General features: G+C 61.7%; 11 protein-coding genes. 4 read left to right on the top strand and 7 right to left on the bottom strand.

From position 1 onward, the window contains the following. The first annotated feature begins 105 nt into the window (after positions 1 to 105). The 4 genes from ACP15I_RS09165 to ACP15I_RS09180 all read left to right on the top strand — a co-directional run bounded on the left by ACP15I_RS09165 (position 106) and on the right by ACP15I_RS09180 (position 3,315). Positions 106 to 1,677: a flagellin gene (locus ACP15I_RS09165; protein WP_424966302.1), complete on the top strand. Its 1,572-nt coding sequence runs from the start codon at positions 106 to 108 to the stop codon at positions 1,675 to 1,677. Positions 1,678 to 1,751: 74 nt separating this feature from the next. Then, positions 1,752 to 2,129 carry a flagellar biosynthesis regulator FlaF gene (flaF, locus tag ACP15I_RS09170; protein WP_424974825.1) on the top strand — a complete coding sequence of 126 codons (378 nt, stop codon included), beginning with the start codon at positions 1,752 to 1,754 and terminating at the stop codon, positions 2,127 to 2,129. After that, positions 2,126 to 2,527 (top strand): flagellar biosynthesis repressor FlbT, encoded by a 402-nt coding sequence (flbT, locus tag ACP15I_RS09175; protein WP_424966304.1) that lies wholly within the window; start codon positions 2,126 to 2,128, stop codon positions 2,525 to 2,527. Before flaF ends, flbT begins: the two co-directional genes overlap by 4 nt. Next, entirely contained in the window at positions 2,527 to 3,315 is a 789-nt protein-coding gene (locus ACP15I_RS09180; RefSeq protein WP_424974826.1) for a DUF1217 domain-containing protein, read from the top strand. The genes flbT and ACP15I_RS09180 overlap by 1 nt, the downstream gene beginning before the upstream one ends. 120 nt (positions 3,316 to 3,435) lie before the next feature. Here the strand turns inward: ACP15I_RS09180 and ACP15I_RS09185 are convergent, their stop codons facing one another. The 7 genes from ACP15I_RS09185 to ACP15I_RS09215 form a co-directional block, all read right to left on the bottom strand. Then, complete coding sequence (locus ACP15I_RS09185; protein ID WP_424974827.1) at positions 3,436 to 5,184, bottom strand: adenine deaminase; 1,749 nt, start codon at positions 5,182 to 5,184, stop codon at positions 3,436 to 3,438. Continuing rightward, complete coding sequence (locus tag ACP15I_RS09190; RefSeq protein WP_424974828.1) at positions 5,174 to 6,082, bottom strand: nucleoside hydrolase; 909 nt, start codon at positions 6,080 to 6,082, stop codon at positions 5,174 to 5,176. Before ACP15I_RS09190 ends, ACP15I_RS09185 begins: the two co-directional genes overlap by 11 nt. Next, positions 6,079 to 7,092 (bottom strand): ABC transporter ATP-binding protein, encoded by a 1,014-nt coding sequence (locus tag ACP15I_RS09195; RefSeq protein ID WP_424974829.1) that lies wholly within the window; start codon positions 7,090 to 7,092, stop codon positions 6,079 to 6,081. The genes ACP15I_RS09190 and ACP15I_RS09195 overlap by 4 nt, the downstream gene beginning before the upstream one ends. Then, on the bottom strand, positions 7,085 to 7,861 hold the full coding sequence (locus ACP15I_RS09200) for an ABC transporter permease (protein ID WP_424966309.1): 777 nt from the start codon (positions 7,859 to 7,861) through the stop codon (positions 7,085 to 7,087). Before ACP15I_RS09200 ends, ACP15I_RS09195 begins: the two co-directional genes overlap by 8 nt. A gap of 3 nt (positions 7,862 to 7,864) precedes the next feature. Continuing rightward, positions 7,865 to 8,689, bottom strand: a complete 825-nt coding sequence (locus tag ACP15I_RS09205; protein WP_424974830.1) for an ABC transporter permease — start codon at positions 8,687 to 8,689, stop codon at positions 7,865 to 7,867. Between the two features lie 61 nt (positions 8,690 to 8,750). Then, on the bottom strand, positions 8,751 to 9,770 hold the full coding sequence (locus ACP15I_RS09210; protein ID WP_424974831.1) for an extracellular solute-binding protein: 1,020 nt from the start codon (positions 9,768 to 9,770) through the stop codon (positions 8,751 to 8,753). Beyond that, on the bottom strand, positions 9,767 to 10,741 hold the full coding sequence (locus tag ACP15I_RS09215) for a LacI family DNA-binding transcriptional regulator (RefSeq protein WP_424974832.1): 975 nt from the start codon (positions 10,739 to 10,741) through the stop codon (positions 9,767 to 9,769). The genes ACP15I_RS09210 and ACP15I_RS09215 overlap by 4 nt, the downstream gene beginning before the upstream one ends. Positions 10,742 to 10,820 lie beyond the last annotated feature (79 nt).

The raw sequence follows: 10,820 nt of genomic DNA on the forward strand, positions 1-10,820 counted from the left end.
CAAGGTGACGCGGGTAACAGCCGCTACGTCAGAAAGACGTGTCCGTTGGCCAACAGGCCTTAGCAAAGACAAGGCGCAAAAGCGCCACCTAACCAAGGAACGCAGATGTCTAGTATTCTGACCAATAACAGTGCGATGGTTGCACTTCAGACCCTGAAGACAATCAACTCCAACCTGAGCAAGACACAGGACGAAATCTCGACGGGTAAATCCGTTGCAACTGCGAAAGACAACGCCGCGATCTGGGCAATTTCCAAGGTCATGGAAGCTGATGTGAAAGGCTTCAAGGCGATCTCTGAGAGCCTGTCTCTCGGTGAATCCACCGTGGCGGTGGCCCGGAACGCTGCTGAGACTGTCAGCGACTTGCTGACGGAGATCAAAGGCAAGATCGTTGCCTCGCAGGAAGACAGCGTCCCTGCCGACAAGATCCAAACTGACATCGACGCTCTGAAAGAGCAGATCAATTCGGTCATCAGCGCGGCTCAGTTCAACGGCAAGAACCTGGTCGACAACTTTGATGCCACGTCGATCCTGTCGTCTCTCGACCGCGACTCCTCCGGAAATGTCACCGCGAGCAGCATCGCTTTCAATGGTCAGAACCTGACCTCCGATAGCGGGACCCTGTCAACCACGGACGCTCTGAGCCGGATCGGCTCCGTTGCCGATGATGGGACCTATTCGGTTGGCGCCGGTGCAACTCTGTCGAATGCCGCCAATGACGCGACGCTCACGCTCGCAACCGACCTCGCGAATGGTGACACCATTACCATCGACTTCGGTGACGAGCAGTTCACTTACACCAATAACAGCGGTTCCGCCCTCGCGGTTGGCGACCTTGACGATATCGTTGCGGCTGGCTTGGCCAATCTCGGTGTCGAGGGCGTGACCACGAGCGTGACTGGCGCGGGTGAGGTGACGGTTTCGTCGACCAATGCGTTCGAGTCGATCACGATCCAGGGCTCCTCGCCGAGTACCACGGTCAATGTTGACCCTGACGCAGGTGGCGCTCAGTCCGCTGCAGGTGCCGGCAATGCGGCAACCCTTGTGGCGCGCGCTGAAACCATCTCTCTCGGTGGCGCGGGCAATACTGGCGGTGTCGTGAATGAAGGCGATGGCTTCCAGATTGCTCTGGATGGCAAGACATTCAACTATGTTGCCAAGGACGGTGATACTCTGAATGACGTTGCAACCGGCCTGAAGCGGGTTGTGGATGCAGGTGGCGTTGCCGGGATCTCGGTTCAGGTCAATCTGTCGGATGACCCGACCACGTCTCCTCCCAGTATCCAGATTGATAACAGTGGCTCCACCAATGTGTCCCTGACTGTTGATGATGGTTCCGGTGGCACGGCGTCTGGTGGTCTGGTCGGTCTGGACGGCATTGATGTCACCACGAAGGAAGGCGCTGCAAATGCGCTCGACAACATCGAGAGCCTGATCAACACCGCTGTTGACGCTGCTTCGGCCTTCGGTTCCGTGCAAAGCCGGGTGGAAATCCAGTCCGACTTTATCGGCCGCCTGACCGACTCTCTCCAGTCCGGGATCGGGTCGCTGGTCGATGCGGATATGGAAGAGGCATCCGCCCGACTGCAGGCGCTGCAGGTGCAACAGCAGCTCGGTACGCAGTCGCTGTCGATTGCGAACCAGGCGCCGCAGAACATTCTGGCGCTCTTCAGATAAGTCCGATGGCCTCGCAGTAGGAATGCTGCGGGGCCATTTCTGACCCAATTCCTGTCTCTAGCCGGAAGATCACGATGAACGCTTACGCCCGCAGCCAAATGGCTTACACACAAAGCAAGAGCGCCACTCGAACACCGCAAAGTATCGAGTATGAGCTGTTTGCCAATATCACCAGTGCGTTAGTGCGCTATCGCGAGACCGCCAAAGAGAATTACTCAGAATTTGTGACCGCCTTACATGATAACCGGCGTCTTTGGTTGACCCTGGCAAGTGATGTTCTCGAGGATGGCAACATGCTCCCTGTCATGCTTAGAGGGCAGATCGTGTATCTTGCGGAATTCACGCGATTGCACACCTCTCACGTTCTGAACGGAACGGAGACCGTGGATCCGTTGATTGAGATCAACCGGAGCATAATGAAGGGTCTGTTTTCCCAGAGAGGTGTGAAATGACCGGTTTGGTACTGAAACTTTCTCCCAAAGAACGTGTTCTGGTAAATGGTGCCGTTGTTGAGAATGGCGATCGTCGTAGCCGTCTGAGCATCATCACGCCAAATGCCAATATCCTGCGTTTGCGTGATGCCATCCACCCGGATGAGGTGACAACTCCCGTGCGCCGCGTCTGCTACATCGTACAACTGGTTCTGTCCGGTGATGTGCCTCCGGAAGAGGGCGCGCCCCAGCTTCTGCGCGGCATCGAACAGCTCAGCCAAGTGTTTCGCGACAGCGATAGTCGCGCGCGGCTCAATGAGGCCACGGAAAGTGTGCTGAGCCAGAACTTCTACCACGCTCTCAAGTCCCTGCGGTGCATTCTCCCCCGGGAAGAGCGTCTTCTTGCGACGAGTCACTGATGCCGTTTCAACCTGTCGTGCCCACGGGTGGTGTGGTGGGCTGGAATTTTTTGAACCGCACGATGGAGGCACAGCGCGCTGCCTTCACTCAAACCGAAAGCTATCAACGCGACGAAGACTATTTTCGCGCGAACATTGGCGGTATCAGATCGGCTGAAGAGCTGGTCGAGGATCGCAGGCTCTTATCCTTTGCGTTGGACGCCTTCGGCCTTGGTGACGATATCGGCAACAAGTACTTCATCCAGAAAGTTCTGGAAGACGGCACCGAAGATGCCGCGGCGTTGTCGAATAGGCTTTCGGACAAGCGATACAAAGAGTTTTCCGATGCTTTTGGTTTTGGTGCGGGCCAATTTCCGAGAAACCAACTCAGCTTCTTCTCTGATGAGATCGTCGCCAAGAATGAAGATAGCCTGTTTGAGGAAGCGGTTGGGAATGTCGACGGTGATCTGCGCATTGCATTGAATCTCAGGCGTGAGCTTTCGGAAATCGCGACAGACGACATGTCCGAGACGGCAAAATTCTATACTGTACTTGGCAACCCTCCTCTCCGCACCGCATTCGAAACCGCGTTTCGCTTGCCGAGTGCTTTCGCGACACTTGATATCGATAAGCAAGTCGAAACTCTGCAAGATCGCGTGGAAAGCAGTTTCGGCGCGGCAACGATTTCGCAGTTTTCGGATGACGACTTGACGGAACGGCTGGTTCAGCAATTCCTGGTTCAATCCGACATTCAAAGCTTTGAGGCAACGTCATCCCCGGCGGCCATCGCGCTGGCTTTGCTCCAATAGGCGCTACGGGTGCTTTCTGAGATAAAGTCTGATGGCCCTACGGCGCCGGATCACTGAGCCTTAAAGTGATCTCCATCGTCGGAGACGTAGTCGCGGAGAAAAGGTCCCTCTTGGGCTCAACTACTCGCGAGCTGTCAAGAATGGTTCGACGATACCAAGATCACTCAAACGCGGTCCCGGATTGCAGACAAGTGATGCACCAAAGAGCGCCTTGAGTACAAAGTACGGAGGCCGCCATTCCGTGATCTCGTTGAGTGCGTTTTCCCAAGTCACGAAATACTCTGCGATCTCTGACAGGCTACATTCGTTGAGCAGTCCTGCAACAGGTAACGGAACACGCGCCAGAAGCTTGCCTGCGCTTGCGACAGCGAGGCCTCCTTGCTGGTCGATAACTGCATTTGCCGCGATCGACATGTCCTCCGGAGTTTGCCCGAAGATCGTTAGATTGTGACTGTCGTGGGAGACGGATGTTGCCACTGCGCCGCGCAGAGGACCCCAGTCTTCCAGGAGCGCATTTTGAATTTCTGCGTCGGGACAGTGCCGCTGGATCACGGCCATTCGCAGAATATCGGGAGGTATCTGCACGTTCCCCTCGGCAACGTCAAAGCGGCGCTGCCCCCGTTCCGGAAACCGGGGTTTGCGGAGTGTTGGCAAATCGACTTGGGGGCCGCTCGCAAGTATCTCGAAATCACGCGGAACGGTTTCCCGCGCTCTGACCGTGTTGGTCAGAGCGACGGGGAGCACCACTTTTTTCTGATCTCCTGAAAACGCACCCTCCCTTGCGACAGGTTTCCCGTCCATGAAAACGGACTCCACGGCGACGGACTTCAGGTCGGAGAGAACAAGGACGTCCGCTCGGCGGCCGGGCGCGAGAAGGCCCAGATCAGGCCGCGAAATACTGAGGGCGGCGTTCAAGCAGGCGGCGCGATAGGTCCAGAATGGTGGCAACCCGAGTGCGATCAGGTTGCGCAGAAGGTCATCGAGCCCCCCTCGTTCATAGAGGTCGTTGGGAAACACATCGTCCGTACAGAGCGTGACCGTTTGCGGCATGTGTCCAAGGTTCAGCAACGCATCCACAAACTCCGGCAAGAGATGTTTATGCGATCCGCGCAGCTCGATCGTCAGACCAGCACGCAGTTTTTCGATCAGATCTTCGCCCGAGATCAACTCATGATCTGTCGCAACCCCTGCCGCGACAAAGGCGTTCAGGTCTCGCCCCGACAGACCCCGTGCATGCCCACAGACCCGTTTGCCGCTGGCCAGACCTGCGGCCACGATATCCTGAGCGCGCTGGTTCCCGGTCAGCAGGGGATACATCGTCATCAGCTCTGCGGCGCCATGGGTGTCGGGCCGGGCCAGAAGCTCGGCAATGGTCTCGGCGTCGAAATCCGCTCCGCTGGTTTCAAAACCGGGGGCCGACGGGACGCAGGTCGGCACAAGCGGCAAGAACCGCAGCGCCGCCGCGCGCGCGGCGGCAAAGGCATAATCCATGCCCGCACGCCCGGCGACATTGGCCAGCTCGTGCGGATCCCAGAGGGCCGTGGTCACACCGCGCGGCACCATATGCGCGGCGTATTCCATCGGCGTGACCATCGAGCTTTCCACATGCATGTGGGTGTCGATCAACCCGGGCAGCAGGACCCTACCCGTTGCATCCTCGTAGGTTTCTGCCTTCGGGGAAGAGCCTGGTGCATGAACCGATGCAATCAGGGCACCGACGATCCCGATATCGGCCGCGCGCTCTTCACCCGTTACCAGATCAAGCACCGTGCCCCCGGTGATCAGCAGATCGAAGGGAACCTCCTGCCGCGCGGCCCGCACGGCGCGGCGGCGCAAGGCGGGGTCGTTCAGGTCTGCGTCAATGGGCATGGGCGGGGCCTCCTTCGAAGGCGGCGAGGCAGTCCCTGACGAGAGGGCCATGTCCCCCCGAGACCAGCCGCGTGCGCGACATGGGGGTCTCTGCGAAGGAGGTTTCGCCATAGCTGTCATCGCTGCAGAGGGACACATTCATGGCGCGGGGTGCGAAGCGAAAGCGCTCGGGCCAGATCAGCGCTGCGGCGGCAATCGGGTCGTAGATGGCCATCGCCTTGCGACCCCGTTCCAGGGCAATGTCCAGATATCCCAGCAACAAATCCCGGCTCAGCGGGTCAGTGTCCGGCACATCCTCTGGGCCAAAGCAGTGCTGGCGGCATTGTGTCAGATCCACCACATCCAAGGGCAGCTGCGCGTTCAGAACGGTGTCGAGCGCCTCGGGATCCGCCAAGGCATTGTATTCTGCGCGGGGCGAATGGTTGCCCGGCCCGTCGCTGCCGCCCATCCAGACCAGCCGGGTGATCCGAGCGGCAGCCTTGGGGGAGGATTTCAGCAGATGCGCGATATTGGTCAGCGGGCCGAGGGCCAGGATCACCCGCTCGGGTGCGCGGCGCGGGGTGCGCAGCCACTGCTCCAATGCCGGGCCCGCGGGCGGAAAGACCGGCGGGCGCGCGGGCTTGGCCAGGGTCTGTCCCCGACTGCGCATGCCCAGTGGGCTCAGGATGCGCGCGGCGGTTTCCGGTGTGCGCTTCAGGGGGCGGTCCGCGCCTGAGAAGACGGGCATGTCCAGACCGTAGGCCTCCTGCGCGCCACTGGCATTGGCCTCGACCTGGGGCAGAGGGGCGTTCCCGGCGACCAACGAAACCCCGGCCACGGCGATCCGGTGGGTCCGCAGGAGCAAGAGCGCCCAAAGATCATCAAACCCCATATCCGTATCCACCCAGATCGCGCTCATTGGCTGAGCGCCCGGGCCGTGGCATGGGGCAGGTCGAAGGCAACCATGCCGCCGATGGGGATCTCGGCCTGTTCGATGGGCGCGTCCGCCGTGATGGCCCCGATCTCGCTGTCGAGGACGTATTCCCGGTGCCCGCCGGCGAAGCTGCTGGCGCGCACGCGCCCCTGATGCGGGCCGCTGCCCACCTGCACCCCGCTTGGGCGCCAAGCCAGAAGCGGGGCAGGGGCCTCGAACCCGAGCGGCAGCGCGCCGGTCTCGGAGGTCAGCCGCCCGTCGCGGGCAGCGAAGATGTTCTCGAACCCCATGAAGTCAGCGGCAAAGGCCGTGGCCGGGGCGGCATAAAGCTCTGCCGGGGTGCCCAATTGCTCGATCTCGCCATCCTTCATCAGCACGATCCGGTCCGCCAGCGCGAGCGCTTCGGCCTGATCATGGGTGACGAAGACCATGGTCACACCGGTCTCCTTTTGCACCCTCTGCAGTTCGTTGCGCATCTCGAGCCGGAGCCGCGCATCGAGGTTCGAAAGCGGCTCGTCCAGCAAGAGAACCTTGGGCTCCATCACCATCGACCGGGCGAGAGCCAGACGTTGCTGTTGCCCCCCGGACATCTCGGCGGGTTTGCGGGCCTCGAACCCGCTCAGTCCGACCGTGGCCATCCCGGCCTCGGTGCGGCTCCGGATCTCGGCCTCGGGCCGCTTTTGCAGGCGCAGTCCGAACGCGACGTTCTCGAAGGCGTTGAGATGGGGGAAGAGGGCGTAGGACTGAAAGACCAGCCCGATCCCGCGCTTGTTCGCGGCCACGCGCGTCACGTCCCGGCCATCAATCTCGATCCGGCCCCCGCTGGGGCTGAGCAGTCCGGCAATGGCGCGCATGGTCGTGGTCTTGCCGCAGCCCGAGGGGCCGAGCAGGGCGATCAGCTCTCCTTCGCGGATATCGAGGTTGAGGTCCGGAACGGCCACGGTGTCCCCATAGGACAGGGTCAGATCCCGAAGTGAAACGAAAGCGTCAGACATAGCGTGAGAACCCCAGCAGCCGTTCGGCGATAAAGACAATGGCAACGGACATGAAGGCCAGCAGCGCTGAGAGTGCTGCGACCGACGGATCGAAGGTGATTTCCATGTAGGAGAGCATGTCGATGGGCAGGGTGCGCACCCCCGGCCCCGACAGGAAGAGGGAGGCCGGGACCTCGTTGAAGCTTGCCACGAAGCCAAGGATGAACGCGGCCAGAATGCCGCCGCGGATATTGGGCAGCACGACCTTGGTGAAGGCCTGCAGCCGCGTGCAGCCGAGGATCACCGCGGCCTCTTCCATATCCGCGCGCAGGTTGTTCAGGCTCGACGAGACCACGCGCACGGCATATGGCATGACCAGCGCCGTGTGCGTCACAAAGAGGGCCAGGGTGATCGAGACGTTCAGCGGCACGACGAAATACCTCAGTAAGGCAAGGCCCACGATGATGCCCGGCACGATGATCGGCGCGGCCACGATGGTCTTGATCGTCTCGGCGCCGGGCAGGTCATAGCGGTGCAGCGCATAGGCGGCGGGGATCCCCAAGAGCAGCGCCGCGAGGGTGCCGAAGATCGCGAGAAACATGGACAGCGCAAAGCTGGCCCGGAAGCTCTCGACCGTGAAGACCTTGGCGTACCACTTCAGGGACAGACCCTGGGGCGGGAAGGCCAGCGCTTCGCCCGCCGAGGCCCCGGCGAGGATCACGATCAGGAAGGGGCCGATGAGAAAGGTCAGTGTGACCCCGAGGATCAGCCAGATGGCAAGGCGCGGCATGGGCTATTTCCCCGGCGAGGCAATCCGCTTGAGCAGCAGATTGGCTGAAAAGGACATGACGATCAGGATCATCGCGATGACGCTGGCCGAGACGAAATCGTTGGAAACATTCACCCGCTGATAGAGCAGCGTCTCAAGCATCAGGACCTTGGACCCCCCGAGGATGGCCGGGGTGATATAGGCCGTCAGGGCTCCGGTGAAGACCAGCGTGCCACCGATCACCAGCCCTTCGCGGGTCAGCGGCAGGATGATCCGAAAGAACACCTGAAACCAGCTTGCGCCGAGGACCCGTGCGGCTGGGATGACGTCCTTGGGGATGTTCTCCATCGCCGAGACCAGCGAGATGATCATCAGCGGCAGGAACAGTTGCAGCAGGCCGATGAACACCGCGGTCTCGGTAAAAAGCAGTCGGATCGGTGTGTCCGAGAGGCCAAGCCCGACAATCGTGTCGTTCACGATCCCGGTGCGGCCCAGGATGACGATCCATGCATAGGTCCGCGCCACCGGCGAGATCATCAGCGGCAGCACCACGAGGCCAAAGATGCGCCCCCGTGCGGTCTTGGGCAGGTTCACGATGCAGAAGGCGGCCGCGTATCCGATCACGGCGGCCGTCCCCGCCACCAGCACGCCAAGTTTCAACGTCCGCAGGAAGACTGTTCGGTTGAGCGGTTGCGCAAAGAAATCCACGTATCCCTGCAGGCTCCACGCCCCGCCCTCGGTCTGGAAGGCGATGGACAGCAGGATCCCCACCGGCACCAGAAACACCAGAAAGGTGAAGAGGGCCGCCGGCAGGGCGAGGGCCAATCCTTCGGTGCGGTTGAGAAACATGGCGGGGCGTCCTGTCAGGGGTGGTCAGGGGACGCGGGCATGGCCCGGCCCCCTGCGGTGCTTAGCGGATGACTTCGCTGTTCCACTGGTCCACCCAGGCATCGCGGTTCGTGATGATCTCGGCGGGGGGCAGGATGTTCAGTGAGTTGATCAGATCCGCGCCATAGGTCAGGTTCGAGGCGACCTCGTCGCTGACCGTGACATCCATATTGGCCGGGCTGTCGATCAGGGCTTCGGCGATCCGGGTCTGCACCTCGGCCGAGAGCCAGTAATCCATCAGCTTATAGGCCAGCTCTTCGTTGCCATTGTCCTTGGTCATGATCATCACGTTCATGCCGCCCGCCTGACCTTCTGCAGGCTCGGCCCAGGCAAAGGGCAGGGGCGAGCTTTTGAACCGGCTCCATGCGAAGCGTCCGACCGGGGCCGCGATCACCTCCTCCTGGTTCATCAGCTGCGCGAGCTCCGACGAGCGGGAGTAGAAGGTGACGATGTCATCCGCGCTCTCACCGATGGCCGAGATCGTCGCGGTGAAGTCGCTGGCATCCCCGCCCGCGGCCTTGTCGAGCATCATCAGGGTGAGCGGCCCCTGCGTCCCGGTGATGTTCGGCAGCGAGACGTTACCGGCCAGCTCCTCGCCCAGCAGATCGCCCCAGCTGTTGATCTCGACCAGATCCGAGCGATAGACGATCGAGCTTGCATAGAACGTATAGCCTACAGCCATGTTGTCGCCGATCGGGTCCTGCGCGGCCGGGTAGAGCCGGTCGAAGCTGCTGATCCGTGTGGTGTCCAGCGGTGCCAGCAGACCCTTGCGCGCAAGGCTGAGCGCGTCATGGGACGAGATCACGGCCATGTCGATCACCGGGTCGGCGGCATTGGCCTCGATCTTGGCCATCCGCTCCACGCTGTTGCCGGTCTCGATCACCAGCTCGCAGCCGCAGATCTCTTCGAACGGGTCGTAGAGCGCTTCTTTGTAGGCGTCCTGAGCGAAGGAATAGACAGAGATTGTCAGGGTGTCCTGAGCCGATGCACTGCTCGCGGCGAGCGCTGCGGTCAGGGCCGCGAGGGTCAAGGTCTTGGTCATGGGAAGGGTCTCCTGTTGGACGGAAGGGCGGGAATGCCGGTCGAGGCGCGCAGAACGAGCCGCATGGGGACGGTCTCGCCATGCTCGGGGGCCGGTTGGCCGTCGATCTGCGCGGTGATGATGGCGATGGCGCGGCGGGCAATGTCCTCGACATCCTGGGCCACGGTGGTCAGGCTTGGATGCATGGCCGAGGAAAAGGCCATATTGTCGAACCCGGTCAGGCTGATCTGTTCCGGCACGGACAGCTCGGCGCGCATGAGCTCGGACCGCACCCGCAGGGCGAGCAGATCCGACGTGGTCATGATCGCCGTCGCCCCGTCGCGGATCAGGGGCAGGATGCGCGCGATCCCGGCATCGCCCCAGACAGTGGTATGCTCCACATCGCCCAGGGCTCCGGTCATGCCCGCGATGCGGTCGCGCTGCACCTCCGAGACGGGATCGGCCCCGAGGATGACCACCTTGCGATGCCCGATCTCGCGGATATGCCGGGCGACCAGCGCGCCCCCGCCCATATGGTCGGCCGAGACGGCGTTCTGCGGGTCCGAGGCGGTGTTGATCACGGCCACCGGGACGGGCATCGGATCGGGCGAGGTACCTTTCTGAGGCACGACAAGCATCCCGTCCACACCCAGATGCAGCAAGCGGCGCAGGGCCTCGCTCTGTTCAGCGGGGCTGCCGCGGCTATCGGCAATCAGGATCCCCATATCCTGCGCATCGGCCATCATCGACAGGGTCTGCGCGATCCGGGGAAAGAGCGGATTGGTCAGATCCGGCATGATAAGGCCGAGGATCCCCGTGCGTCCGCTTTGCAGGGCCCGGCCCGCGAGGCTCGGGCGATAACCCATCTCGCGCGCGCGGGTGCGGATGCGTTGGGCGAGGTCCTCGGACACGCGCCCCTTGCCGCCGAGCGCGTTGGACACTGTGGTCGCGGTGACCCCGATCTCCGTTGCGATATCCTTGATACTGACCATACGCTGCCCCTTGCTTGAACGTTAAATTCGCGATCCGAGTCGGGTCAATGCTTTAGTTTAACGTTCAAGCGGGCGGGCA

It is taken from the genome of Dinoroseobacter sp. S124A (assembly GCF_049801015.1).
Taxonomy (GTDB): domain Bacteria; phylum Pseudomonadota; class Alphaproteobacteria; order Rhodobacterales; family Rhodobacteraceae; genus Dinoroseobacter.

Coding starts and splice junctions, on each gene's coding strand:
- ACP15I_RS09165 (WP_424966302.1), top strand. CDS start 106: ATGTCTAGTATTCTGACCAATAACAGTGCGATGGTTGCACTTCAGACC.
- flaF (WP_424974825.1), top strand. CDS start 1,752: ATGAACGCTTACGCCCGCAGCCAAATGGCTTACACACAAAGCAAGAGC.
- flbT (WP_424966304.1), top strand. CDS start 2,126: ATGACCGGTTTGGTACTGAAACTTTCTCCCAAAGAACGTGTTCTGGTA.
- ACP15I_RS09180 (WP_424974826.1), top strand. CDS start 2,527: ATGCCGTTTCAACCTGTCGTGCCCACGGGTGGTGTGGTGGGCTGGAAT.
- ACP15I_RS09185 (WP_424974827.1), bottom strand. CDS start 5,184: ATGCCCATTGACGCAGACCTGAACGACCCCGCCTTGCGCCGCCGCGCC.
- ACP15I_RS09190 (WP_424974828.1), bottom strand. CDS start 6,082: ATGAGCGCGATCTGGGTGGATACGGATATGGGGTTTGATGATCTTTGG.
- ACP15I_RS09195 (WP_424974829.1), bottom strand. CDS start 7,092: ATGTCTGACGCTTTCGTTTCACTTCGGGATCTGACCCTGTCCTATGGG.
- ACP15I_RS09200 (WP_424966309.1), bottom strand. CDS start 7,861: ATGCCGCGCCTTGCCATCTGGCTGATCCTCGGGGTCACACTGACCTTT.
- ACP15I_RS09205 (WP_424974830.1), bottom strand. CDS start 8,689: ATGTTTCTCAACCGCACCGAAGGATTGGCCCTCGCCCTGCCGGCGGCC.
- ACP15I_RS09210 (WP_424974831.1), bottom strand. CDS start 9,770: ATGACCAAGACCTTGACCCTCGCGGCCCTGACCGCAGCGCTCGCCGCG.
- ACP15I_RS09215 (WP_424974832.1), bottom strand. CDS start 10,741: ATGGTCAGTATCAAGGATATCGCAACGGAGATCGGGGTCACCGCGACC.